This is a genomic window from Streptomyces sp. NPDC002206, from assembly GCF_053593595.1.
Genome location: NZ_JBSFCW010000019.1, coordinates 1 through 25,378, shown reverse-complemented (window position 1 = coordinate 25,378; position 25,378 = coordinate 1). Strand labels below are relative to the sequence as shown.

20 protein-coding genes are annotated in these 25,378 nt (G+C 68.2%); 10 read left to right on the top strand and 10 right to left on the bottom strand.

Annotated features, from left to right (window positions below; genetic code table 11):
- Nucleotides 1–61: 61 nt before the first annotated feature.
- From ACWCP8_RS27795 to ACWCP8_RS27780, 4 genes are all read right to left on the bottom strand, one after another.
- Complete coding sequence (locus ACWCP8_RS27795; RefSeq protein ID WP_352266724.1) at nucleotides 62–1,546, bottom strand: FG-GAP and VCBS repeat-containing protein; 1,485 nt, start codon at nucleotides 1,544–1,546, stop codon at nucleotides 62–64.
- A gap of 396 nt (nucleotides 1,547–1,942) precedes the next feature.
- Entirely contained in the window at nucleotides 1,943–3,397 is a 1,455-nt protein-coding gene (locus tag ACWCP8_RS27790; RefSeq protein WP_352266725.1) for an FG-GAP repeat domain-containing protein, read from the bottom strand.
- Between the two features lie 240 nt (nucleotides 3,398–3,637).
- Entirely contained in the window at nucleotides 3,638–5,905 is a 2,268-nt protein-coding gene (locus ACWCP8_RS27785; protein WP_352266726.1) for a (Fe-S)-binding protein, read from the bottom strand.
- A 109-nt stretch (nucleotides 5,906–6,014) separates the two neighbouring features.
- Complete coding sequence (locus ACWCP8_RS27780; RefSeq protein WP_451118815.1) at nucleotides 6,015–6,614, bottom strand: sugar transferase; 600 nt, start codon at nucleotides 6,612–6,614, stop codon at nucleotides 6,015–6,017.
- Between the two features lie 316 nt (nucleotides 6,615–6,930).
- Between ACWCP8_RS27780 and dnaK the strand changes: the two genes are divergently transcribed.
- The 4 genes from dnaK (at nucleotide 6,931) to ACWCP8_RS27760 (ending at nucleotide 11,157) form a co-directional block, all read left to right on the top strand.
- Nucleotides 6,931–8,784, top strand: coding sequence for a molecular chaperone DnaK (dnaK, locus tag ACWCP8_RS27775; protein WP_451118813.1), 1,854 nt, complete (start codon nucleotides 6,931–6,933; stop codon nucleotides 8,782–8,784).
- Nucleotides 8,781–9,431 (top strand): nucleotide exchange factor GrpE, encoded by a 651-nt coding sequence (grpE, locus tag ACWCP8_RS27770; RefSeq protein WP_451118811.1) that lies wholly within the window; start codon nucleotides 8,781–8,783, stop codon nucleotides 9,429–9,431. Before dnaK ends, grpE begins: the two co-directional genes overlap by 4 nt.
- Before the next feature lie 93 nt (nucleotides 9,432–9,524).
- Nucleotides 9,525–10,709: a molecular chaperone DnaJ gene (dnaJ, locus tag ACWCP8_RS27765; RefSeq protein ID WP_352266730.1), complete on the top strand. Its 1,185-nt coding sequence runs from the start codon at nucleotides 9,525–9,527 to the stop codon at nucleotides 10,707–10,709.
- A gap of 1 nt (nucleotide 10,710) precedes the next feature.
- Nucleotides 10,711–11,157 (top strand): heat shock protein transcriptional repressor HspR, encoded by a 447-nt coding sequence (locus tag ACWCP8_RS27760; protein WP_030929299.1) that lies wholly within the window; start codon nucleotides 10,711–10,713, stop codon nucleotides 11,155–11,157.
- Between the two features lie 36 nt (nucleotides 11,158–11,193).
- Here ACWCP8_RS27760 and ACWCP8_RS27755 read toward each other — a convergent pair whose 3' ends face one another.
- Both ACWCP8_RS27755 and ACWCP8_RS27750 read right to left on the bottom strand, forming a co-directional pair.
- A complete protein-coding gene (locus tag ACWCP8_RS27755) occupies nucleotides 11,194–12,219 on the bottom strand; it encodes a LuxR C-terminal-related transcriptional regulator (protein ID WP_451118808.1) in 1,026 nt (341 codons plus the stop codon).
- Between the two features lie 238 nt (nucleotides 12,220–12,457).
- The gene (locus tag ACWCP8_RS27750) at nucleotides 12,458–13,462 is read right to left on the bottom strand and encodes a helix-turn-helix transcriptional regulator (RefSeq protein WP_352266732.1); all 1,005 of its coding nucleotides are present in this window, start codon (nucleotides 13,460–13,462) and stop codon (nucleotides 12,458–12,460) included.
- Nucleotides 13,463–13,572: 110 nt separating this feature from the next.
- Between ACWCP8_RS27750 and ACWCP8_RS27745 the strand changes: the two genes are divergently transcribed.
- Complete coding sequence (locus tag ACWCP8_RS27745; protein ID WP_352266733.1) at nucleotides 13,573–13,761, top strand: hypothetical protein; 189 nt, start codon at nucleotides 13,573–13,575, stop codon at nucleotides 13,759–13,761.
- Nucleotides 13,758–14,078 carry a Rieske (2Fe-2S) protein gene (locus ACWCP8_RS27740; protein ID WP_030929305.1) on the top strand — a complete coding sequence of 107 codons (321 nt, stop codon included), beginning with the start codon at nucleotides 13,758–13,760 and terminating at the stop codon, nucleotides 14,076–14,078. Before ACWCP8_RS27745 ends, ACWCP8_RS27740 begins: the two co-directional genes overlap by 4 nt.
- Nucleotides 14,079–14,216: 138 nt before the next feature.
- On the opposite strand, the gene ACWCP8_RS27735 is transcribed toward ACWCP8_RS27740, so the two are convergent.
- On the bottom strand, nucleotides 14,217–14,639 hold the full coding sequence (locus ACWCP8_RS27735) for a pyridoxamine 5'-phosphate oxidase family protein (RefSeq protein WP_352266734.1): 423 nt from the start codon (nucleotides 14,637–14,639) through the stop codon (nucleotides 14,217–14,219).
- Between the two features lie 227 nt (nucleotides 14,640–14,866).
- On the opposite strand from ACWCP8_RS27735, the gene clpB reads away from it, so the two are divergent.
- Together clpB and ACWCP8_RS27725 are read left to right on the top strand one after the other, a co-directional pair.
- Nucleotides 14,867–17,464 (top strand): ATP-dependent chaperone ClpB, encoded by a 2,598-nt coding sequence (gene clpB / locus ACWCP8_RS27730; protein ID WP_451118805.1) that lies wholly within the window; start codon nucleotides 14,867–14,869, stop codon nucleotides 17,462–17,464.
- A gap of 257 nt (nucleotides 17,465–17,721) precedes the next feature.
- Entirely contained in the window at nucleotides 17,722–18,279 is a 558-nt protein-coding gene (locus ACWCP8_RS27725; protein WP_030929311.1) for a type III secretion system chaperone family protein, read from the top strand.
- A 129-nt stretch (nucleotides 18,280–18,408) separates the two neighbouring features.
- Here ACWCP8_RS27725 and ACWCP8_RS27720 read toward each other — a convergent pair whose 3' ends face one another.
- Entirely contained in the window at nucleotides 18,409–19,587 is a 1,179-nt protein-coding gene (locus tag ACWCP8_RS27720) for a pyridoxal phosphate-dependent aminotransferase (protein ID WP_352266736.1), read from the bottom strand.
- Nucleotides 19,588–19,983: 396 nt separating this feature from the next.
- Here ACWCP8_RS27720 and ACWCP8_RS27715 point away from each other — a divergent pair, with 396 nt between their 5' ends.
- Nucleotides 19,984–20,526 carry a hypothetical protein gene (locus tag ACWCP8_RS27715; protein WP_451118802.1) on the top strand — a complete coding sequence of 181 codons (543 nt, stop codon included), beginning with the start codon at nucleotides 19,984–19,986 and terminating at the stop codon, nucleotides 20,524–20,526.
- A gap of 887 nt (nucleotides 20,527–21,413) precedes the next feature.
- Here ACWCP8_RS27715 and ACWCP8_RS27710 read toward each other — a convergent pair.
- On the bottom strand, nucleotides 21,414–22,772 hold the full coding sequence (locus ACWCP8_RS27710; RefSeq protein WP_451118800.1) for an FG-GAP repeat protein: 1,359 nt from the start codon (nucleotides 22,770–22,772) through the stop codon (nucleotides 21,414–21,416).
- Nucleotides 22,773–23,876: 1,104 nt separating this feature from the next.
- Here ACWCP8_RS27710 and ACWCP8_RS27705 point away from each other — a divergent pair.
- Nucleotides 23,877–24,533 carry a hypothetical protein gene (locus ACWCP8_RS27705; RefSeq protein WP_352266740.1) on the top strand — a complete coding sequence of 219 codons (657 nt, stop codon included), beginning with the start codon at nucleotides 23,877–23,879 and terminating at the stop codon, nucleotides 24,531–24,533.
- On the opposite strand, the gene ACWCP8_RS27700 is transcribed toward ACWCP8_RS27705, so the two are convergent.
- On the bottom strand, nucleotides 24,509–25,165 hold the full coding sequence (locus ACWCP8_RS27700; RefSeq protein WP_451118798.1) for a hypothetical protein: 657 nt from the start codon (nucleotides 25,163–25,165) through the stop codon (nucleotides 24,509–24,511). The genes ACWCP8_RS27705 and ACWCP8_RS27700 overlap by 25 nt on opposite strands.
- Nucleotides 25,166–25,378 lie beyond the last annotated feature (213 nt).

The window sequence follows — 25,378 nt, the reverse complement described above, 5'->3', positions numbered from 1 at the left end:
GGGGGAGGCCGGACCCGCGACGGATGCGCGGGCCCGGCCGGATTGTGGTGCGAGGTCGGCGTCAGTCCGTGAAGTTGGCGCCCAGGCGCGGGGTGCCGGTGGCGGAGATACCGAGGGTGGAGGTGTAGATGCCGGAGGAGGCGGCGAGGGTGCCGTCGGCGTTCACGCGGACCGGGTAGAGAGCGCCGTTGGAGCCGTTCTCCCCCAGCGCGCCCACGTACACCTCGTCGCGGCCGTCACCGTTGAGGTCGTCGAGGTGGACGTCCGAACCGAACTGGTCGTTCTTCTCATTGGTGTTGGGGACGTACGCGTTGTTCTGCTCGAGGAACAGGGCGCCCGAGCCGGTGATTCCGGAGCCGTCCGCGGCGCCGTACAGGACCGTCGCCGCCCCGGCGTCGGCGCCGCCGGTCAGGTCCTCGCCGGGGGTGCCGACGACCAGGTCGAGGTGGCCGTCGCCGTTGACGTCGCCGAGGTCGACCTCGGCACCGAAGCCGTCGCCGCCCTCGCTGCCGCCCGGGACGCCGGGGGTCTCCTGCGTGAACTTCTGGGTGTCGCCGGCGGACGGGCCCGACGCGGTGCCGTGCACCACGGAGACCGCCCCGCTTTCGGCCTTGCTGTTGGAGTCGGCCCAGAAGTTGCCGATGACGACGTCGTCGTAGCCGTCGCTGTCCGTGTCGCCGAGATCCGTGATGACACCGGTGGGCAGGCGCTGGGAGCGCGCCGCGCTCAGACCCGACGTGCTGCCCGGGATCCAGAGGTTGGCGTTGTAGTCGGTCTCGGTCGAGTAGCCGTTGACGATCAGGTCGTCGCTGCCGTCGCCGTTGGCGTCGCCCGAGTGGAGGTTCCAGATGCCCGCGCCGTCGCCGCTGTAGACGGCGGCGGAGAGCGTGGTGTGCCGGCCTGTGGTGTTGGTGCGGGTGAACGGGCCGGTGAAGATGTCCACCGTGGCGGAACCTTGGTCGGACGCGATCGCGAAGTCGGCCTTGCCGTCGCCGTTGAAGTCGCCGGCCTCGGCCGGCCCGCCGAAGCCGTCGTGCTTGGTGGGCCGCGGGTCGGCGACTGTTGTGCCGCCGGTGAGGCCCGAGGGCGAGCCCCAGAGGATGGCCGCCGTGCCGCCGTCCTTGTCGGAGCCGACGTCTTCTCCGGGGGCGCTGACCAGCAGGTCGTCGTACCCGTCGCCGTCGAAGTCCCCGTACGCCGAGTCTGCGCCGAAGACATCGCCGCTCTCGGCGTTGCCGGGTACGCCTGTCGTGTTCTGGCTGATCGTCGCGTACTTCTTGGAGACCGTGCCGCCGTAGACGACGGCGATCTGCCCGGCATCCGCGTGGCCGCCGACATAGGCGTGCGAGGCGGAGACGGCGGTGTCGCCGATGCCGTCGCCGTTGAAGTCGGCATCGGCGTCGGCGCGGGCCACGCCGGTCACCGCGGACGCGCTGCCTGCCGACACGGCGAGCAGCCCCGCGGTCAGCGCGGCGGCCGCCGCCGTCGCGGTGACGAGGCGTATGCGCGTGGGAGAAGGAGCGGGGGTGCGCTTGTGCTTCTGCATGCGGGTTCTCCTGCAGCATGCGGGGATGCCTGGCGGGCATCCGCAGTCAATGGGGTGCGTTCCGCGGGCGTTTGCCGGGAGTTGTCCCAGGCGTAACCGTGCGGTTGGCGAACAGGAGACTCGCGGTGGGGCCGGAGGGTTGTATGGGGTGCGCAACTATTTCTGGGGCGGGAGGCGGAGTCGGGAGGGTGGAGGCGCGGGGTCTCCCCTGAGACTCCCGCTGCCGGCCGAGCACAGCCTGTACGAAACCGCCCCAAGGCCCCTTCCCGGCTTCACCGGGACCGCACCCGGGCACGGCGGCTCCTCGTCCGCCTCGCGATGCCGGATCCCGTCCGACCTCGCGTTCGCGCCGGGTGCTCCCGCCGCCACGTCCGCGTAGCGTCGGGCCGGGCGCGGCTATTCGATCCGGAGTTGTATGCCGATGTCGTGCGGTGTGAACCCTTGCGCCCGGTGCGGATCGAGGCCGTCGGCCGTGCCGCGCAGCACGATGTACTGGCCCTTGCGCTTGTTGTAGAGCTCCCCGAACACGATCGCGTCATCGTGTCCGTCGCCGTTGACGTCGAGCAGTGGGCCCGAGTGGACGAAGTAGTTCCAGTAGTGCGGGTTCGGGCTGCCGGGCAGCCCGTCGCTCTCCGCGTCGACCGACTGCTCGCCGTCGGTGGACGGCACACCGGAAGCGCCGCCCGGCAGCAGCGTGATCTTTCCGTCGTGGCGGCGGAAGCCGGGGGTGTCGACAAGGACATCGGGTTTGCCGTCCCCGTTCACCTCGCCGACGACGGGCCCGCCGCCGAAGTCCTCGCGCCGCCCGGTGCCGAGCGCCGTGTCCGATCGTCCCGTCCCCAGCCCGGATGCGGCGCCGTAGCGGACGATGACGCCGCCCCGGGCGCCGGGTGTCGGCAGGAGCAGGTCGGGAATGCCGTCCCCGTCGGCATCCCCGGTGCCCGGGGCGGCGGGGCCGTCGAAGGTGGAGACGGCCCGGCCGAGCGCGGCCTCGGGCCCGCGGTTGCGTACGAAGGCGCCCTGCGGTCCGTCCTTCTCCGCGCCGCCTTCGTAGTACGCCACCGAGGTGAGGCCGTCGGGCGCGGTCTCGTCCTCCTCGGAGTCGAACCGGTACGTGAGCACCGCTTCCGCGCGGCCGTCCGCGTCGAAGTCGCCCGTCGTCGCCGAGTACGGCGTCGCGTAGCCCTCCTGGGAGAGGTCCACCCGCACCGAGCGCCGGTGGCCGCCGTCGTGGTCGAACGGGCCGTACAGGATGCGTCCGCTGCCACCCGGCTTCCCGTAGTTCGGGTCGCCTCTGCCGCCGTAGCCGCCGTCGAGCAGATCGGTGTGGCCGTCCCCGTCGAAATCTGCGGCGGCGAGGGGGTGGAACAGGTCGGGCCCGCCGACCCGTCGTGGCGGTTCGAGGCCGCGCGCGCCGCCGTACATCACGAAGCCGTGGCGCTGCTCCGCCATGGCCCGGGTGCCGGCCAGGTCGGTGAAGCCGTCGCCGTTCAGGTCGGCGCGCAGGAGCGGGCCCTCGTGGTGCCAGTCCTTGCGGCCGGCCGGGAAGCGGTCCGACCAGTCGGTGCGCAGGCCGTCCCGGGACCCGTAGACCACGACCAGGGTCGATGTGAAGCGCTTCTTGTCCTGGGAGGCCGAGTTCACGACGGTCGTGTAGTCGTCGTACCCGTCGCCGTTGAAGTCCCCGGAGTCCGGGTGCGCGGAGCGCTTCCCGGCGTCGGGTTTCGACCAGGTCAGCGGGTGCGGGTCGGCGGTGCAGCCGGCGAGGAGGGCGGCGCCGCACAGGGCGGCGGCCGCCGCCGGGAACGTACGCGGGCGGAAGGACGCGGACAGCCGGCGGAACGGACGCATCAGGCGGTGAACTCCTTCGGGGAGAAGGTGACGTGAGGCTTCTTGGCGACGAAGCCACCACCGTCGGCGCCCGGGTGCACCGCCCTGTGCACCATCGGCTGTGATCCCGCCCGTGCCTCGACTGCAACTCGCCCATGATGCCGGTGGGGTGGAGGAGGGGCAGCGGTGGGGGCGGAGGGGCCGGAAATGGCAGGAGGGGCTGATGGGGAGTTCCCCATCAGCCCCTCCTGCGGCCGAAAGCTACTTCACCGGCTCCGGCTCCGGCGCACTCTCGGACTCCGGCTCGCCCGCCGGGTCCGCCGGGGTCTTCACCGAGTCGAGCAGCAGCTGCGAGACGTCGACCACCTGGATCGACTCCTTCGCCTTGCCGTCGTTCTTCTTGCCGTTGACCGAGTCGGTCAGCATGACCAGGCAGAACGGGCAGGCGGTGGAGACGATGTCCGGGTTGAGGGAGAGGGCTTCGTCGACGCGCTCGTTGTTGATGCGCTTGCCGATCCGCTCCTCCATCCACATCCGGGCACCACCGGCGCCGCAGCAGAAGCCGCGCTCCTTGTGGCGGTGCATCTCCTCGTTCCGCAGACCCGGCACCTTCGCGATGATCTCGCGCGGCGGCGTGTAGATCTTGTTGTGCCGGCCCAGGTAGCACGGGTCGTGGTACGTGATCAGGCCCTCGACCGGGGTCACCGGGATCAGCTTGCCCTCGTCCACCAGGTGCTGGAGCAGCTGCGTGTGGTGGATGACCTCGTACTCGCCGCCGAGCTGCGGGTACTCGTTCGCGATGGTGTTGAAGCAGTGCGGGCAGGTCGCGACGATCTTCTTGGACGACTTGGGCTTCTTCGTCGTCTCGTCCTCGTCGTCCTCGCCGAACGCCATGTTCAGCATCGCGACGTTCTCCTGGCCGAGCTGCTGGAACAGCGGCTCATTGCCCAGGCGGCGGGCCGAGTCACCTGTGCACTTCTCGTCGCCACCCATGATCGCGAACTTCACGCCCGCGATGTGCAGCAGCTCGGCGAAGGCCTTGGTGGTCTTCTTGGCCCGGTCCTCCAGGGCGCCCGCGCAGCCGACCCAGTAGAGGTAGTCGATCTCCGACAGGTCCTCGACGTCCTTGCCGACGATCGGGACCTCGAAGTCGACCTCCTTGGTCCACTCGACGCGCTGCTTCTTGGCGAGCCCCCAGGGGTTGCCCTTCTTCTCCAGGTTCTTGAGCATCGTGCCCGCCTCGGACGGGAACGCGGACTCGATCATCACCTGGTAGCGGCGCATGTCGACGATGTGGTCGATGTGCTCGATGTCGACCGGGCACTGCTCCACGCACGCACCGCAGGTGGTGCAGGACCAGAGCACGTCCGGGTCGATGACGCCGTTCTCCTCGACCGTGCCGATGAGGGGGCGTTCGGCCTCCGCCAGAGCCGCGGCGGGGACGTCCTTCAGCTGTTCCTCGGACGCCTTCTCGTTGCCCTCCATGTCCTTGCCGCCGCCGGCGAGCAGGTACGGGGCCTTGGCGTGCGCGTGGTCGCGCAGCGACATGATCAGGAGCTTCGGGGAGAGCGGCTTGCCGGTGTTCCAGGCGGGGCACTGCGACTGGCAGCGACCGCACTCCGTGCACGTGGAGAAGTCGAGAATGCCCTTCCAGGAGAACTGCTCGACCTGGGAGACACCGAAGACGTCGTCCTCGCCCGGGTCCTCGAAGTCGATCTCCTTGCCGCCGGAGGTCATCGGCTGCAGCGCGCCGAGTGCGACCGCGCCGTCCGCGTTCCGCTTGAACCAGATGTTCGGGAAGGCCAGGAAGCGGTGCCAGGCGACACCCATGTTGGTGTTGAGCGAGACCGTGATCATCCAGATCAGCGAGGTGCCGATCTTGATCATCGCGGTGAAGTAGATGAGGTTCTGGAGCGCGCCGAGGCCGAGTCCCTTGAAGGCGAGGACCAGGGGGTACGAGACGAAGTACGCGGCTTCGTAGCCCCCCACGTGGTGGATCGCGCCCTCGAGACCGCGCAGGGTCAGGATCGCCAGACCGATGACGAGGATGACGTACTCGACGAAGTACGCCTGCCAGGCCTTGGAGCCCGCGAACCGGGACTTGCGGCCGGCCCGGGAGGGCAGGTTCAGCAGCCGGATGGCGATCAGCACCAGGATGCCGACCGTCGTCATCAGGCCGATGAACTCGATGTAGAGCTCGAACGGCAGCCATTCACCGATGATCGGCAGCACCCAGTCGGCCTTGAAGAGCTGTCCGTACGCCTGGAGCAGCGTCGGCGGCAGCGTCAGGAAGCCGATGGCGACGAACCAGTGCGCGAAGCCGACGATCCCCCACCGGTTCATCCGGGTATGGCCGAGGAACTCCTTGACCAGGGTGATCGTGCGCTGCTTCGGGTTGTCGGTGCGGCTGCCTGCCGGGACCGGCTGTCCGAGTTTGACGAACCGGTAGATCTGCGCGACGGCTCGGGCGATGAGCGCAACGCCGACCACAGTCAGCACCAGCGACACGATGATCGCGGCGAGTTGCATTTGGGGGCTCCTCGGGCCTGCGAGGGTGGGATCCGGCACTCGTGGGACGTGTCGGAGTACAAGCGATTACTAAGCAGTAACTTAATCAGTCTGTGCTGACACTATCCACTTATTCCGCCGCGCTGTAGCCGCGCAGTCGGTGATCTGTGTCGCTCAGGCGTGCCTTGCCGCAGTGGGTGAGCCCGCGGACCGCGGCGCGCAGCGGAATGTGTACCGCCGCCGCCAGGATCGCCAGATCGAGTCCCAGCCAGTGGTGCTCGGCGTAGTGCTGGTCGAGCAGGGCCGGTTCGTCCCACGGCATTCCGGAGCGGGAGCGGACCTGGGCCAGGCCGGTCAGGCCGGGTCTCAGCTCCTGTCGCCAGTGTCGCGCGCCGGCCCCGTCCCCAGTGCCGCCGGTCGCTCCGTCGGCGGTCCCGGTCCGCTCGTCGTCCGGGGTGAGCGGTTCCGGTCCGACGAGGGAGAGCTCTCCCCGTACGACATGGGGCAGCCGGGAGAGCAGGTCGAGGCGCAGTCGGCGGGTGCGCAGGGTGCGCAGTACGAAGGGCCGGCCGGCCAGGCCGATCCGCACGGAGCGGGTCAGTACGCCGCCGGGGGGCCGCCGTGCGGCGAGCGCGACGGCTCCTGCGGCGAGCAGGGGGGCGGCCAGGACGAGCAGGACCGAGCCGAGGGCCAGATCCAGCGCGCGCTTCGCCGTCATCTGCGTCTGCATCGTGCACACCTGTCGGGTTGGACGGGTCGGATGCCGGTTTTGTGCATCTCGCGGCATTTTGTGACAGAACGATCCCATGCGCGATGATGGAGCGGGGCGTGTGGGCCGTCGGGTCGGCAGGTGTCACCCTCGATCGCCGGTAGTGGTCGCCGGACATGTGCCCGGATATGCACCCCTCGGATCTCGGAGAAATCGCAGGTGGCGCGTGGTGTGTGCACGATAGTTGAGTCGACTCGACTCAGGTCTGTTGACTCTGGGGCGGGTGTCATGCATCCTTGAGTCAGATCCACTCAAGTAGTCAGTTGGAGGAATTGAAATGGCACGTGCGGTCGGCATCGACCTGGGCACGACTAACTCCGTCGTCAGCGTTCTCGAAGGCGGCGAGCCCACCGTCATCACCAACGCCGAAGGCGCCAGGACCACGCCGTCCGTCGTCGCCTTCGCGAAGAACGGCGAGGTGCTGGTCGGCGAGGTCGCCAAGCGTCAGGCGGTGACCAACGTCGACAGGACCATCCGGTCGGTCAAGCGCCACATGGGCACCGACTGGAAGATCGACCTCGACGGTAAGAGCTTCAACCCGCAGCAGATGAGCGCCTTCATCCTGCAGAAGCTGAAGCGCGACGCGGAGGCGTACCTGGGCGAGAAGGTCACCGACGCGGTGATCACCGTCCCGGCGTACTTCAACGACTCCGAGCGTCAGGCGACGAAGGAGGCCGGCGAGATCGCGGGCCTGAACGTCCTGCGTATCGTCAACGAGCCGACCGCCGCCGCGCTGGCGTACGGGCTCGACAAGGACGACCAGACGATCCTCGTCTTCGACCTCGGTGGCGGCACCTTCGACGTGTCGCTTCTGGAGATCGGCGACGGTGTCGTCGAGGTGAAGGCCACCAACGGTGACAACCACCTCGGTGGTGACGACTGGGACCAGCGCGTCGTCGACTACCTGGTGAAGCAGTTCGCCAACGGTCACGGTGTGGACCTGTCCAAGGACAAGATGGCTCTCCAGCGTCTCCGCGAGGCCGCGGAGAAGGCGAAGATCGAGCTGTCCTCCTCGACGGAGACCACGATCAACCTGCCCTACATCACGGCGTCCGCCGAGGGTCCGCTGCACCTGGACGAGAAGCTCACGCGCGCCCAGTTCCAGCAGCTCACCGCGGACCTCCTGGACCGCTGCAAGAACCCGTTCCACAACGTCATCAAGGACGCGGGCATCCAGCTCTCCGAGATCGACCACGTCGTTCTCGTCGGTGGCTCGACCCGTATGCCGGCCGTCGCCGAGCTCGTCAAGGAGCTGACCGGTGGCCAGGAGGCCAACAAGGGTGTGAACCCCGACGAGGTCGTCGCCATCGGTGCCTCGCTCCAGGCCGGTGTCCTCAAGGGTGAGGTCAAGGACGTTCTGCTCCTCGACGTCACGCCGCTGTCCCTCGGTATCGAGACCAAGGGCGGCATCATGACGAAGCTCATCGAGCGCAACACCACGATCCCGACCAAGCGGTCCGAGATCTTCACGACGGCCGAGGACAACCAGCCGTCGGTGCAGATCCAGGTCTACCAGGGCGAGCGCGAGATCGCGGCGTACAACAAGAAGCTCGGCATGTTCGAGCTGACCGGTCTGCCGCCGGCCCCGCGTGGTGTCCCGCAGATCGAGGTCGCGTTCGACATCGACGCCAACGGCATCATGCACGTCGCTGCCAAGGACCTCGGCACCGGCAAGGAGCAGAAGATGACCGTCACCGGTGGCTCCTCGCTGCCGAAGGACGAGGTCAACCGGATGCGTGAGGAGGCCGAGCAGTACGCGGAGGAGGACCACCGCCGTCGCGAGGCCGCCGAGTCCCGCAACCAGGGCGAGCAGCTCGTCTACCAGACGGAGAAGTTCCTCAAGGACAACGAGGACAAGGTCCCCGGTGACGTGAAGACGGAGGTGGAGGCCGCGCTCACCGAGCTGAAGGAGAAGCTCAAGGGCGAGGACACCGCCGAGATCCGTACCGCCACCGAGAAGGTCGCGGCCGTCTCGCAGAAGCTGGGCCAGGCGATGTACGCCAACGCACAGGCCGAGGGTGGCCCGCAGGGTGACCCGCAGGCCGGCCAGGCGCACGCCGACGGCGCGGACGACGTCGTCGACGCCGAGATCGTGGACGACGAGCGGGACGCCAAGGGCGGTGCGGTGTGACCGAGGAGACTCCGGGCTTCGAGGAGAAGCCTGACGTCCCCTCCGGCGCCACCCCTGACGGAGCTGAGCCGAAGGACGCCACCCCCTCTTCGGAGGAGGGGGCGTCCCCGGCCGGGGACGCAGTACAGACAGTCGGCCTCACCGCCCAGCTGGACCAGGTCCGCACCGCGCTCGCAGAGCGCACGGGCGACCTCCAGCGGCTCCAGGCCGAGTACCAGAACTACCGCCGCCGCGTCGAGCGGGACCGGGTCACGGTCAAGGAGATCGCTGTCGCGGGTCTCCTGTCCGAGCTCCTGCCCGTGCTCGACGACGTCGGTCGCGCCAGGGAACACGGCGAGCTCGTGGGCGGGTTCAAGTCGGTGGCCGAATCGCTCGAGACGGTCGTCGCCAAGCTGGGCCTGCAGCAGTTCGGCAAGGAGGGCGAGCCCTTCGACCCGACGATCCACGAGGCGCTGATGCACTCGTACGCGCCGGATGTCACCGAGACGACCTGCGTGGCGATCCTCCAGCCGGGGTATCGCATCGGCGAGCGCACCATCCGTCCCGCGCGGGTGGCCGTGGCCGAACCCCAGCCGGGGGCGGCCCCTGCGGCGGCGAAGGAAGAGAAGACAGACGACGAGGAGAGCGGTGGCACCGAGGAGGTCTGACATTTCGTCCGACCACCGCGGGGCCCACCGTCTGCCCCGGCGACCGGCCCTCGGGCCGGTCGCCCGGCCGATCGTCCGGAAGGAGGGACGTCGATGAGCACGAAGGACTTCGTCGAGAAGGACTACTACAAGGTCCTCGGCGTCCCCAAGGACGCCACCGACGCCGAGATCAAGAAGGCGTACCGCAAGCTCGCCCGCGAGTTCCACCCGGACGCCAACAAGGGCGACGACAAGGCGGAGGAGCGCTTCAAGGAGATCTCCGAGGCCAATGACATCCTCGGCGACTCCAAGAAGCGCAAGGAGTACGACGAGGCGCGCGCCCTCTTCGGCAACGGCGGATTCCGGGCCGGTCCCGGTGGTGCCGGAGGCAACTTCAACTTCGACCTGGGCGACCTCTTCGGAGGCACCCAGGGCGGCGGAGCCGGCGGCCCCGGTGGTTTCGGCGGCGGCGGTCTCGGCGATGTCTTCGGCGGCCTGTTCAACCGGGGCGGCGGTGCGGGGACACGCGTGCAGCCGCGCCGCGGCCAGGACATCGAGTCCGAGGTGACGCTCAGCTTCACCGAGGCGGTCGACGGGGCCACGGTCCCGCTGCGGATGTCCAGCCAGGCGCCCTGCAAGGCGTGTTCGGGCACCGGCGACAAGAACGGCACCCCGAGGGTCTGCCCGACCTGTGTCGGCACCGGCCAGGTGTCGCGCGGCAGCGGCGGCGGATTCTCGCTCACCGATCCCTGCGTGGACTGCAAGGGCCGGGGCCTCATCGCCCAGGACCCGTGCGATGTCTGCAAGGGCAGCGGGCGAGCGCGTTCGTCGCGCACCATGCAGGTCAGGATCCCGGCGGGCGTCTCCGACGGCCAGCGGATCCGGCTGCGCGGCAAGGGCGCTCCGGGCGAGCGCGGCGGCCCGGCCGGCGATCTGTACGTCGTCGTCCATGTCGACGCCCACCCGGTCTTCGGCCGCAGGGACGACAACCTCACGGTCACCGTGCCCGTCACCTTCGTGGAGGCGGCGCTCGGCGGCGAGGTGAAGGTCCCCACGCTCGGCGGACCCCCGGTCACCCTGAAACTGCCGGCCGGTACCCCCAACGGGCGTACGATGCGCGCCCGGGGCAAGGGTGCGGTGCGCAAGGACGGCACCCGGGGCGACCTGCTGGTCACCGTCGAGGTGACCGTGCCGAAGGAACTGGGTCCCGAGGCGCAGGACGCGCTGGAGGCCTACCGGAAGGCGACCGCGGGGGAGGACCCGCGGGCGGAGCTGTTCCAGGCCGCGAAGGGAGCATGATGTGGACGGCCGACGACGTAATCCGTACCAACTGACCGATGACTCACCGGTGTACGTGATCTCGATCGCGGCCCAGCTCTCGGGCCTGCATCCGCAGACACTGCGCCAGTACGACCGCCTCGGTCTGGTCTCCCCGGACCGCACGGCCGGCCGCGGTCGGCGCTACTCGGCCCGCGACATCGAGCTGCTGCGCACCGTGCAGCAACTGTCGCAGGACGAGGGCATCAACCTGGCGGGCATCAAGCGCATCATCGAACTGGAGAACCAGGTGGCCGCGCTCCAGCAGCGCGTCGCCGAACTCTCCGCGGCAGTGGACGGCGCGGCGGCGGCGATGCAGCAGCGCGAGGCGCAGGTGCATGCGTCGTACCGGCGTGATCTGGTGCCGTATCAGGATGTGCAGCAGACCAGTGCGTTGGTGGTCTGGCGGCCGAAGAGGCCGAAGGAATAGGCGCGGTTACGGCGCACGTACGACGGCCGAGGCCCGTCACCCGGAAACGGGTGGCGGGCCTTCCGCGTCGGCGGTGCCGGCAGCGGCGCCGTCCGGCTCGACGATGCCCGACTGGATGATGAGCGCGCCCAGGTGGGTCCGGCTGGAGGCGTTGAGGGCTTGCATCAGTCGGGAGATATGGGACCGGCAGGTGCGGACACTGATGCCCAGCTTGCGAGCCACCGCGTCGTCGACGTGGCCTTCGACCAGGAGGCGCGCGATGCTGCGTTGTACGGCGGTGACGGGGGTGCCGGGAGAGACGGTCTGCAAAGGTTCCGTGAACGGGGTGGACTGCGCCCACAGGACCTCGTACATCTTGACCAGATGACGGATCAGGGCGGGATGCCGGATCTCCAAGGCTGCGTCGCGCTCGGGCGTGGCGGGGATGAAGGCCACCGAGCGGTCGAATATGAGGATCCGTTCGACGGGCTGCTCGAGGGTCCGCACCTGCAGACGGCCGGGCGGAAACCGGTCCAGATATTCCCTGAGATACGGGCTGTAGCGAGCCGGGTGCTGGTAGATGTGGCGCAGGCGGGCGCCTCGCTCGACGGCCGACTGGCCATTGGCCAGTGCCGTCTGCATCAGATGAAACCGTCGGACCCCGCCCGGCTGTGCTGTCAGGACTTCCTTCTCGGCGGCGCAGGCGGCGTCGCGCAGAGCGGAATTGATCAGCGGCTTCCCCTCAAGAACGGTGATGGCGTGGTGGGGGTCCTCGCTGGCGACTGCGGTCAGAGGGGCCAGCGATTCGGTCAGAGCCGCAGTCAGTTTCACGCGCTCGTGGATTTCCCGGGTGAGGGGCTGCAGCAGATGCGCGAGGGCGGTGGACGGGGACACGGGGCGCAGCCATGCGTCGTCCAGGGGGTCGGGGTGGAGCAGCGCCATCTCCGTGAGGCATGGGGCGGGTGCGAGGTCGGCACGTGCGATCCGCCCCGTGCGGAGCGCCTCGGTGTAGAGGAGGAGTGCCGCGGTGCACAGCTCCCGCGCATCATGCGGATGGACCGGAATTTCCCTGTCTGCGGCCATCTGAGGGCCCCCCACTTTTTACAGTGCAACAAGCTGACGGTGGTGGAAGCGTAGTCATTGGGGGAGGGTTGTCGTGTCGGGGGTGATGAACTCCTCGGGAGCACAAGGGCCGTGGGGTCGTGGCTGCGTTCTCCCCCCGTTGCGCGGTCACGGCTCGCCTTCACGAAGGAAGCAGGTCGGACATCATGTCGAACACCGACACACACAGCGGTTGCGCAGTGGCGATGTACGCGGCAGGTCAGTGATCCTGCTCAAGGATCCCGGATTGCGCTATGAGGTAGCCGAGTTGCGCACGACTGTTGCTGCCGAGCGCGGAACTGAGCTTGGCGATGTGCGCGCGGCAGGTGCGTACGTTCATGCCGAGACGGCGGGCGATGGCCTCGTCGACATGACCCTCCACCAGCAGTTTCGCGATCGAATGACGTACGCCGGAGATGCCTTCGGGGGTGGGTCCGTAGGGGACCTCCTCCTGCAGCGGGACCGCGCGTCGCCAGAACTGCTCGAAGACCTTGACGAGGTACTCCACCATGCCTGGGTGCCTTAGCTCCAGCGCCACTTGCCGGTCGTCCGTGGCAGGGATGAATGCGACCGTGTGGTCGAAGATCATCAGCCGTTCGATGAGCTCTTCGAGGGTGCGGATCTCCACCTTGTCCGAGGCCATGCGCGCCGCGTAGCTGAGGGTTCCGTGGCTGTGCCGAACGGTGTGCTGGTAGAGGGAACGCATGCCTACGCCACGCTGGGTGAGCATGTTCCCGCGCTCCACCGCGATGTTGAGGGCGCCTTCGCTGCGACCACCGCCCGGCTGGATGGTGAGTACTTCCGACCGGCACTCGGCCATGGCGAGCTCGATGGACGCATTGATGCGGTCGATGCCTTCGAGCACCGTGATGGCATGCGTTGTCGGCGGTGTCTGGGCGCTGATAGCCATGAACGGTTCAAAAGCATCCGTCAGCTCGACCGAGAGCCGTCTTCGGTCTTGGATCTCCCGCTCTATCGGGTGCAGTCGCTGTGTCAGTGCGGCGGCCGGCGGCACCGGCCGGAGCCAGGTGGCGTCATCAGGATCAGGATGAAGCAGCGCGAATTCCAGGAGGCAAGGAGCGGACCCCACCTCGGTACGAGCTATCTTGCCCACGCTCAGCGCGCTCGCGTAAAGCCGTGCCCCCTCGTCACACAGAGCGCTGACAGGGTGGGGATGTGTCGCATTTTTGCTTTTTGTGGTCAATTCTCCACCCCCCAGGAACATGAATCAGCAGGAACATGATGCATCGCTTCTGTGGCATTGACGTGCCTGGATGAGCAATCGTCTTGTTCTGCGGGGGAGAGGAAACCTTGGAAGTGAGGACGAAGCCGACTATGGGTAAGAAAATGCTTCGCTCGGTGCTTGCTGCGGCCTTCTCCGCCGGGCTGACGTTCGGAGCGCTGAGCGCCATGGACCTGGCTTGGGACAGTACGCCCAGTGAGGCGGCGGGCGTGCAGGTTCAAGCCGTGGCGCCGCCCGACCTGGCTTGGGACAGCATTCCAGTGAATCTGGCGGGCGCATGACCATCCCGCCGGACGACCGGGTTTTCCGGCGGGAGATGGCCTCTGCCTACCGCTCAGGGTGGCACTTCATCGATCTGCTCACGGCACTCCCCCGCCATGGCGATTCGTTGATGGTCACCCTGCTCGGGGAGCCGATCGTCGTTGTCCTGGAGGACGACGAAGAGGTGCGCGCCTACCGATGCCTTCGTCGCCCCCGCGGGGCACCGCAGCCCGTTCGTTGTGCCATCCGGTACGGAATGATCTTCGTCAACCTCGATCAGCGTGACCACCAGCTGATCGAACCCGAAACCATCACCGCCACCCCCCGCAGTGCCTGAGCGATCCCCCGTCGTTCCATGTCGCTCAGACACTTCCCCCACACAGCGGCGTCATCGTGACCTGAACACGGTGGCGCCGCTGTGCTGTCCGGGAACCGCTGTGCTGTCCGGGAACGGGCGGCGGGGAGATGTCGGGGGTCAGGCCGTGCGGACCGGTGCGCCCCTGCCGAGGGCCCGGTCGAGGGTGATCTCGATGACGACCCGGTCCGGGTTGGGTGCCGGGGTGCGCTCGTAGCGTTCCGCGTAGCGGCGTACGGCGTCGTCGACCACGTCCTGCTCCGTGCGGATCGTCGCGCGGCCCTCCAGGGTCGCCCAGCGGCCCCGGTCGACCTGGCAGACCGCCACCCGTGCCCCGTCCGGGCCGGCGGTCAGGACGTGGGCGACCTTTCTGCTGCTCTTGTTGGTGATGATGCGCGCGAGCCCGGCCTCGGGGTCGTACGTCACACCGACCGGCACCACGTGAGGGGTGCCATCGGGGCGGAGGGTGGTCAGGGTGCACACGTGGTACTCGCGCCAGAAGGCGAGGTACTCGGGGCTGGGGTTGCGTACGTCTACGGCCATGAGCAAAGGGTAGGCAGCCGTCGCCCGGTCCTGCGGTGGCGCAGGGGTTGTCCGGCCGGTTGACTCGGACAGGAGCGGGGTTTCTGCCGGTGGTTTCTGCCGGAGTCCGGTGGTTTTCGTCAGCGTCTCGCCTTGAGTGGAATAGACTCAACTTTGTGGACGTTGACTGAGTCAGTTGTTGCGAAAGAAGTGGACGGACCAGCCACCGCAAGGAGGAGAGAGCGCACGTGGAAGCCGAGCTGACCAACAAGAGCCGGGACGCCATCAATGCGGCCACCAGCAGGGCCGTGAAGGACGGGCACGCCGATCTGACCCCGGGGCATCTGCTGCTCGCTCTGCTGGAGGGCGAGGACAACGAGAACATCACCGACCTGCTCGCCGCCGTCGACGCCGACCAGGTCGCCGTACGGAGCCAGACGGACCGGCTGCTCGCGTCGCTGCCCAGCGTCACCGGGGCGACCGTCGCCCCGCCGCAGCCCAACCGTGAGCTGCTCGCCGTCATCTCCGACGCCGCGCAGCGAGCGAAGGAGCTCGGCGACGACTACCTCTCCACCGAGCATCTGCTGATCGGTATCGCGGCCGAGGGCGGCCGTGCCGGTGAGATCCTCACCCAGCAGGGTGCCAGTGCGAAGAAGCTGCTGGACGCATTCGAGAAGAGCAGGGGAGGGCGCCGGGTGACCACACCCGACCCGGAGGGCCAGTACAAGGCCCTGGAGAAGTTCGGCACCGACTTCACGGCGGCCGCGCGCGAGGGCAAGCTCGACCCTGTCATCGGGCGTGACCACGAGATCCGGCGCGTCGTGCAGGTCCTGTCGCGGCGTACGAAGAACAACCCCGTGCTCATCGGCGAGCCCGGCGTCGGCAAGACGGCCGTCGTCGAAGGTCTCGCTCAGCGCATCGTCAAGGGCGATGTGCCCGAGAGCCTGAGGAACAAGCGGCTCGTCTCGCTGGACCTCGGGGCCATGGTCGCCGGAGCCAAGTACCGCGGCGAGTTCGAGGAGCGGCTGAAGTCCGTCCTCTCCGAGATCAAGGAGAGCGACGGGCAGATCATCACGTTCATCGACGAGCTGCACACCGTCGTGGGCGCCGGGGCGGGCGGGGACTCCGCCATGGACGCCGGCAACATGCTCAAGCCGATGCTGGCCCGTGGTGAGCTGCGGATGGTCGGCGCGACGACGCTCGACGAGTACCGCGAGCGCATCGAGAAGGACGCCGCGCTGGAGCGCCGCTTCCAGCAGGTCCTGGTCGCCGAACCGTCCGTCGAGGACACCATCGCGATCCTGCGCGGGCTCAAGGGGCGGTACGAGGCGCACCACAAGGTGCAGATCGCGGACTCCGCGCTGGTCGCCGCCGCGACCCTGTCCGACCGCTACATCACCTCCCGCTTCCTCCCCGACAAGGCCATCGACCTGGTCGACGAGGCGGCGTCCCGGCTGCGCATGGAGATCGACTCCTCGCCCGTCGAGATCGACGAACTGCAGCGCGCCGTGGACCGCCTGCGGATGGAGGAGCTGGCGCTGAAGAACGAGACCGATGCCGCTTCCGTCCAGCGTCTGGAGAAGCTCCGCCGCGACCTCGCCGACAAGGAGGAGGAGCTGCGCGGCCTCACCGCCCGCTGGGAGAAGGAGAAGCAGAGCCTCAACCGCGTCGGTGAGCTGAAGGAGCGCCTCGACGACCTGCGCGGACAGGCCGAGCGTGCCCAGCGCGACGGCGACTTCGACACCGCCTCCAAGCTGCTGTACGGGGAGATCCCGGGCCTGGAGCGGGAGCTCGCGGAGGCCGACGAGGCGGAGCAGGAGGCCGCCAAGGACACCATGGTCAAGGAGGAGGTCGGCCCGGACGACATCGCCGATGTCGTCGGCGCCTGGACCGGCATCCCGGCCGGCCGGCTCCTGGAGGGCGAGACGCAGAAGCTGCTGCGCATGGAGAAGGAGCTGGGCAGGCGGCTGATCGGCCAGACCGAGGCCGTGCAGGCGGTGTCGGACGCGGTACGTCGCACCAGGGCCGGCATCGCCGACCCGGACCGGCCCACCGGATCGTTCCTCTTCCTCGGCCCGACCGGTGTCGGCAAGACCGAGCTGGCGAAGGCGCTCGCCGACTTCCTGTTCGACGACGAGCGGGCCATGGTCCGCATCGACATGAGCGAGTACGGCGAGAAGCACAGCGTCGCCCGGCTGGTCGGTGCCCCGCCCGGTTATGTGGGGTACGAGGAGGGCGGCCAGCTCACGGAGGCGGTCCGCCGCCGTCCGTACAGCGTCATCCTGCTGGACGAGGTGGAGAAGGCCCACCCCGAGGTCTTCGACATCCTGCTCCAGGTGCTCGACGACGGCCGGCTCACCGACGGCCAGGGCCGGACGGTGGACTTCCGCAACACCATCCTGGTCCTGACGTCGAACCTGGGCAGCCAGTTCCTGGTCGATCCGTTGATGAAGCCGGAGGAGAAGAAGGAGCGGGTCCTGGAGGCCGTGCGCGCCTCGTTCAAGCCGGAGTTCCTCAACCGGCTCGACGACCTGGTGGTCTTCTCCGCCCTCTCCGGCGACGAGCTCGCGCATATCGCCGCGCTCCAGATCGACCGGCTCGCCAAGCGTCTGGCCGACCGGCGGCTCACCCTCGACGTCACCCCGGCCGCGCTGGCCTGGCTCGCGAAGGAGGGCAACGACCCGGCGTACGGGGCGCGGCCGCTGCGTCGCCTCATCCAGACCGCGATCGGTGACCGGCTCGCGAAGGAGATCCTCGCGGGCGAGGTCACGGACGGGGACACCGTACGGGTGGACGTGTTCGGGGAGGGCGAGGAGGCCGGCCTGATCGTGGGCGCCGTGCGGTGACGGACCCGGCGGGCGTCGGACGCCGGACGGGCTGAGGTGTACGAGGGCGGTGTCCCCGTCCTCGTACACGACTGTCCAGGGGCCCATGGGTCCGTCCGCGTGTTCCTTTCATGACATTCCCCCCTCCGGACCGGCTCGTCCGGAGCATCGCGCGGGCCGGATCGTGTCAGCCTGTAGCTGATCGGCCCAGCCGGGGGTTGCCATCCCCCGCCTGCCATGGGAGAGGATGGCGGCAACCGTACGAAGGGATATTCACGGTGAGCATCGACCCGTCCTCGATTCCGAATTTCGGGGGCCAGCCCGAACCGCAGGCGGCAGGACCGGAGGGCCCCGTCGTCCCTGACCAGGACCTCGTCAAGCAGCTCCTCGAGCAGATGGAGCTGAAGTACGTCGTCGACGACGAGGGCGACCTCGCGGCGCCGTGGGAAGAGTTCCGCACGTACTTCATGTTCCGTGGCGAGGACGAGCAGCAGGTCTTCTCGGTCCGTACGTTCTACGACCGCCCCCACGCCATGGACCAGCGCCCGGTCCTCCTCGACGCGATCGACGACTGGAACCGCCGCACGCTGTGGCCCAAGGTCTACACGCACGTCCACGAGGCCGAGGAGGGCGCCGAGGACACCGAGACCTCGGTCCGTCTGATCGGTGAGGCGCAGATGCTCATCGGTACGGGCGTCAGCCTGGAGCACTTCGTCTCGTCGACGGTCAGCTGGGTGCGGGCCTCGATCGAGTTCGACAAGTGGCTGCTGGAGCGTCTGGGCCTGGAGCCGGCCGAGAAGAAGACCGACGGCGACGACGCGGCGCCCAGCGCCTGATCCGGAGCGCCTGCGAACGACGACAGCCCGGCCGGGGCGACGGTCACCACGACCGCCGCCTCCGGCCGGGCTTCTGTCGCTCCGCACGCCGGACGAAGGCGAGCTCCGGCCTGGTGGATTCTCCTGGCGTCATAGGCCCTTGAGCCGTGAAACGGCCTCGCGCAGCACGTCCTCGCGCTTGCAGAAGGCGAATCGGACCTTGCTGCGGCCGGCCTCCTGATCGTCGTAGAACACCGCATTGGGGATGGCGACGACCCCGCAGCGCTCGGGCAGCGCGCGGCAGAAGGCGAAGCCGTCGGTCCCGCCGCCGAGCGGGCGGATGTCGGTGGTGACGAAGTACGTTCCGGCCGGCCGGAACACCTCGAAGCCGGCCTCGGCGAGCCCGCCGCTCAACAGGTCCCGTTTGGCCCGCAGATCCGCGCGCAGCCCCTCGAAGTAGCTGTCGGGGAGGTTCAGTGCCTCGGCGACGGCGTACTGGAACGGGCCCGCGGAGACGTACGTCAGGAACTGCTTGGCCGAGCGGACCGCCGTCACCAGCCCGGGGCTCGCGGTCACCCAGCCCACCTTCCACCCGGTGAACGAGAACGTCTTGCCCGCCGAACCGATGGTCACGGTCCGCTCGCGCATTCCGGGGAATCCGGCGATCGGCAGGTGTTCACCCTCGAAGACCAGGTGCTCGTACACCTCGTCGGTGACGACGAGCAGGTCCCGCTCGCAGGCGAGTTCGGCGATCGCCGCCAGCTCCTCGCGGGTCAGGACGGTGCCGGTGGGGTTGTGCGGGGTGTTGAGGAGGATCAGCCGGGTGCGGGGGGTGACGGCGGCGCTCAGCTCGTCGAGGTCGAGCCGGTACGTACCGCTCTCCCCGTCCGGGTGCAGGGTGACCGGGACGCGGGCGCCGCCCGCCATGGCGATGCAGGCGGCGTACGAGTCGTAGTACGGCTCCAGGGCGATGACCTCGTCGCCGGGCTCCACGAGGGCGAGCAGGGTGGCGGCGATGGCCTCGGTGGCGCCCGCCGTGACGAGAACTTCGGAGTCGGGGTCGTACGTGAGCGCGTACCGCCGCTGCTGATGGGCGGCGATTGCGGTGCGCAGCTCGGGAACCCCGGGTCCCGGCGGGTACTGGTTGCCGTGTCCGGCCCGTAGCGCGCGGACCGCGGCCTCCCGGATCTCTTCGGGGCCGTCGGTGTCGGGGAAGCCCTGGCCGAGGTTGATGGAGCCGGTCCGTACGGCCAGCGCCGACATCTCCGCGAAGATCGTCGTGCCGAATTCGGTGAGGCGGCGGTTGAGCAGCGGTCGTCCCTGTGTCATGACCGCCATCCTGTGCCGAAGCTCTGGAGTTGCTCAACTTACCTTCGCGGATTGGCACCTGCGGCGGTACCCACCGGACCGTCGCTGAGCAGGGCGAGAGTGGTCGGTAGCTGTCGTTGTCTGTCGTCGTTGACCGCCCTCGGACGACCCACAGACGGCCCGGCCCGCCGGTGGAGTGGGTGCAGGGCCGTCCGAGGGGGATGCAGGCCCGGATTCCGTAGCACCCGCTGGCGAAGTGGCGCCCCGGGGGCCGGAAGGCGCTGCTGGCGTCTACCGCCTGCGAAACCAGGGCACCAGCTATCACATCTATAGCAGCTGCGCCACCAGCACGCGGTCTACAGTTACCAGCTACACCCCCCACCACATTGGCTGGTATGTGTGGGAAACTAGCGCCTGATGCAAGTTCCCAAGCGGGTGCGCAATCTCTCCGGCTTCGCTTTGCTGCCCATCCTCGCAGCGGCAGCGTGTACCAACGGCCACGCTCCTCACGCCACTCACCAAACGGCAAGTGCCCCCGGCGCCAAACCTTCCTCCCAGGCAAGCGCATCGGCCAATCCCACCCATCACCCGTCAGGGCCAAGCACATCCCACGCGCCCAACCTGGCCGAGGATGAAATTCCAACGCTGACCACCGCGTCATCAGTGATCGGCAATGCCGAATATCCTCTACGCGGCGGAATCAAATCCGGCCACACCCTCGCCATCGCCGTCAACTGTCAGGGGAAGGGGACGCTGACGGTCGTTGTAGAACCAGCCGGAATCGGATTCCCACTGCACTGCACGTCCACGGAAGTCAGCCCCACTTTCAACGAGATAGGGTTCAAAACCCCGCACGCAAATAGCTTTGTTCGCTTCACCGCCGTGCCTTCAACCATCAAGTGGTCGTTCGCGGCAGGTTGGGATCCCCATCCCCCGTCGCCGGAATCATCCGACGGCTGATCCAGAGCATCCAATAGGGGCCACCGGAATCTCCGGTGGCCCCTATTAGCGCTATCGGCCGGAGTCCGCGGACTTCCGCCTTGATCTCATTTTCGGCCGACCTGGTCGTTCCCCCGACCCGTATCGGACGATCAGAAGGCCTGCCAGCGTTGAGAGGCGCCCCCGGTGCACGGAGCGGTATTGACGCGAGCGTTCGCAAGCCGTGCAGCTCGCCGACAGCATGACCATCGACGACATCTCGGGTTTCCGCGACGCGTACCGAGACGCCCCGCTCACGGGTCTGGCACGGCCCTAGCCGACAAGAGCGTGGATCGCCGCCACGAAGTTGAACACCGCCGGCAGGACGAAGATACTCCCGACCACGATCCATCCAGTCCCGGCGATGCGGCGGCCCCGGCTCGGCGGCGGCGGTGGAATCAGCCGATTCCCCACTCTCACCGTCTCGTTCGGGGCGAGCAGGCTGTGCCCGGTGCGGCGTTGTCTCCGCCCCAACCATATGAAGACGACCGCGGCCATCGCCGTGAAGGCGGCGAGTTGAAGATGCTCACTCGGTGAGTCGGCGCCGGCAAGCGTCACGGTTACATACGACACAAGAACTCGCCCCAGTGGATCAGCGTGGGTGGATCACCTCACGACGGTTTAGCCATGTCAAGCGGATTGGGTCGTACTTAGGCACCCCCAACACGCTTTCCAACTCTGCATGGATCTGTTCGTCCTGGTTCACGGCCGTCCGTGGGCCGGGTCCATGGGCGGCCTGCAGCAGCGTTGAACGGCCGCGAACGACAGCGAATGAGACTGCAGTTACCCGCATCCGTCCGGTGACCGCCTTGCCCGCGGATTCCACCCCCGAGCGGGTGCCTGAAATGCCGCAACCCCCACGATCCGACTCAGCCGAGCAGGATGCCGAACTCCGTCGACAGGTCGGATCCGGCAGAGGTGCCGGGCGCATGAATGATCTTCGAGCCCGTGGTGACAGGACCGGTGGCGTTCGAGGGCAGCGACCACACCGCGCCCCGCCACCCGTTGGCGCTGCAGTCGCCGATCGCCGTATCCGGCCTGCTATCTCCATTCGTGTCCCGGATGCGCACGCTGTTGCCGAAGTCGGTGCCGTAGGCGTGCGGCATGCCTGCGGCGTCCGGCGAGATCCACCACGCGCCGGAGCCGCTCAATCCGGTTGCCGATCCCTTGAGGACGGTCGCCCCGCCTCGGTTGTTCTCCGAACTGACGCCGACCAGGAGATCGGCGTATCCGTCACCCGTGACATCACCGGCGGAGACGTCGGAGCCGAAGTGGTCGTACTGCTCTGGCGTCCCGGGCACTCCGGCCGAGGACTGGCTGATACTCCAGGTACTGCGCGTAGTGCTTAGTCCCGAGGAGGAGCCGTATGCGACACCGACCCGGCCGGCCGCTGTGACGCCCCCCACGTCGGCCCAGCCTCTCCCCACCGCGACATCGCCGTAGCCGTCCTTGTCGAAGTCGCCGACAGTGGCCGATTCGCCGCCGGTCATGGTCTTGCTGGTGGCGCTGAAACCGGTCGATGTGCCGAGGAGAACCTGCGTGGTGTTGGAGTTCACCGTCACCAGATCGACACCCCCCGTCTTGTTGATCTTTCCTGCGATCGCCTTCTCCGCGCCGATGGTGAGCTTCTTGGTGATGATGGCCTTGGGTGCGCCGGTTCGGGTGAACGGCCCCCTGTAGAGGCGCAGGGTGTAGTCCCTCTGCACCACCGCGAGATCCGGATAGCCGTCGCCCGTGAAATCTCCCGCGGCCAGTACGTCGCCGAAGTAGCCGTCGATGGCCGCGGCGTGGTTGGCCACGCCGGCTCCACCGCTCAGCCCTGTTCGGCTGCCCCACAGGATGGTCGTCGCACCCTGGTCCCGAACGGTCCCGACGTCCTCGTACGGGGTGCCGACCACCAGGTCGGCATAGCCGTCTGCGTCCAAGTCGGCACTGGTGAAGGCGCTCCCGAAATTATCGTCCGCTTCCGCGGCGCCTGGGATGTTGGCGCTGTTCTGGCTGATCACAGCAGGCTCGGAAGGGCCGAGGCCCGTCGCCGAGCCGTACACCACGCTGACGAAACCTGCCCGGTCGACGCCGTTCGGCGAGCCGTACGGCGTCCCTATCACGAGGTCGCGGTAGCCGTCGCCGTTGAAGTCGTCGGCGTACCTCGCCCCGACGGCACCAGCCGGGGAGGCCAGCAGCGGAGTGAGGCCGGCGATCAGGACGGGCACGAGAGCCGCGGTCATACGTGTACGCATAACAGCCCTTCAACGGTGGGTAATCCAGCAGATCTATCACCAGACAAACGAGCAGAACGAATAGTTGTACAGCAACGGTGAAGCCTTCGAGAGGCGTCACGGCGTGAGTCATGCGGTCGGCGAAATCGACCGCTCTCCCACTCGGCACGACGCGACTTCCTCAGTCACGAGAGATCCGCGACCGACCGCCACGGTGACAGCGTTGCCCCTGCTCATTCCGCTGCCTCGGTGTCGGAAAAGCGTGACCGCCGACGGCCGCCCGCGACCGCCGGAGGCGTGGCGCGGGAGCGAGCCGTCGGCGCGGAGCGCGCGGCCTGCGCGCGGGCCCTTGATGAGGTAGAGAAAGTTCTACGCGCTCGCACGGTGAAGGATTTCAAGACCGTTCCGTGAAGCGTCCCTGCAAGCCTGTGACCTGGCCCTAGGAGCCGGGCCAGGCCTCAATGCTGGCTTTCTTGCCGCAGGTTGACCGAACGCACCTATTGACGACCTCTTCGTCCCGAATAAGGTCCGGGTGGAGCCTGAACCCGGTCTCGCCGATATCTATGCAGGACAGACCCTTGGTATGGCGTGGTCTCCGTAGGTTCTGGAGTCACTGGGAGAAGATCTTCTCCCAGATTTCTCCCGGCCGCGGAGCGTTCCCCGGCCAGGAGGCGGCGCGTCGGCAGATTTACAGTCCGCGCCCAGCATGCCCGCGGACCAGGCACTTCCTCAGTCGCTGGATGTGGCGCCCCACACCGACCCCACAGGCCACCACCAAGAGTTGGGGGTGGCAGGGAATGTCGGGATGGCCACTCCCAGAATCCGTGGCGCTGCGTACGTGATCCGGCATTCCACCGTTCCCGAGCTCCTCGTGTTCGACCACGTGGGCATTCCAGAGGCCGGTACTCAGATCCCCGCGGGCCGCGTCCACTGGCCGCCACTCTTGCCGACCGTCTCCCGTTCACGGCCACCAACCGGCGTCCGCACTGGGTCGCCTGAGCGGGAGGCCGGACCTCGGGCGACTGTCAAGACCGCGTCAAGCCGGTGCCGTCCGTGCTCCGTTGGACGCGCTGGTGTGGAAAGGTGCCAACGTTGTCAGTGCCGGGGGGGCCTGTGAGTAAACAAGATGTGCGCAAGATGCTGCGCGAGATGGCGACCGGAGAGCCCGTTCAGGTCACCAGCGGCATGTCATCCATAGACAAAATCGCCGAACTCGGCGCTGTCGCCGAGCAGTTCGGGTACCAGTACGCCGACGTACGGCGGGGCAACGGGTACGTGATGTCCCTCGTGGTCGACCTCGGCCCGCAGGCCCGCGCGCGGGCCGCGCAGAACTGGGCGCAGTACCCTAACGCCGTTGACGGGGGCGCGTTGCCGCCCTTCGTGCCCGACGCGTTCCAGCTCCTCAAGGCCCGCATCACGTTCGACCTCACCACCGAGTACTCCGACAAGCAGCGGTTGATCATCGCGAGTCTCGGCGTCACCGGGATGGTCGTGAGTGTCGTCGCCTGGCTCGGTGCGGACACCTCCTCGTTCGTCGTCGCCGGCGTCGTCTGGGTCGTGCTGATGTCCCTCATACCCGTCTTGAACGTCGCGGGCCGGCGCTACAAAGCCAAGTACGCCGCCCGGCTGGCGGCCGCGGGGTTCACGCCGGTGACCGACCAGAGGGGCCGGCTGCGGTACCTGCCGCCGGGCGGACAGCTTCCTGGGCACGGCAATCCCTTCGCCGGAGGAGCGGACACGCCTCCTCAGCCGCACCCCCCGCAGCGCTGACCCACGGAGGAGTCATCTCTGAGCCCGCACGTACAAACATGCGACCAGTACCGGCGAAACTGGAGCCGTGACCGTTGATCGCGCGGCGCTTCAGGCCAGCTGGAACCGGGGGCGGCGTCTGGCACGGCCACGGGCCGCCGGCCAGCGCTGAACATCCCCGACGTCTCCTGCACGAGCCACCCGCGCTCCGCCAGGCGCCTGGCCTTCGAGCGCACCCCCTCGACCTTCGCCGACGTCGTCTGAAAGCCCAGGTCCACCGTGATCTCCTTGGCCTTCAACGGTCCTTGGCCCGCCGACTGCCGCTCGTCGAGCACGCCCAGGATCCGCTGGTAGTCCGGCGCCAGCACCGTCACCGGCAATCCTTCGCGCCAAGGTGGCACGATCGAGCCCGGCACCGGCGCGGGCGAGGGCACGGCTTTTTGCTCCGCCTCGGCCTCGGTCGGGGCGGTGGTCTCGGCAGCCGAGGCTGCCAAGGCCTCGACCAGCTCTTCCCGCGCGATCACCCGCCGGTCCAGCTCGATCTCGGCAACCTCCAACACCCCAGCCAACCGAGCGACTTCCTCCCGCAGCCCTTCCACCCGCCCACGGGCCGCTGTCTCCCGCTCCTCCAGCATTCCCAGCACCGACGCCATCGCGCACCCCTCGCTCACGGAGCGGAAACAAGACGCTGGATGCTTCCGTCATTCGGAGCTAGACCATGTCTGACCAGCAGAAATCAAGCGATCACGTTCGGTTGAGATACGGCTTCTGAGCTTGGCGTTTAACCTCGCTGGGCTTGGTGTTCCTTGATCGATTCGGCGCGTTTGATGGTCTTGCCGACGTCGTGGCGCCTGGCCCGTTGCTTG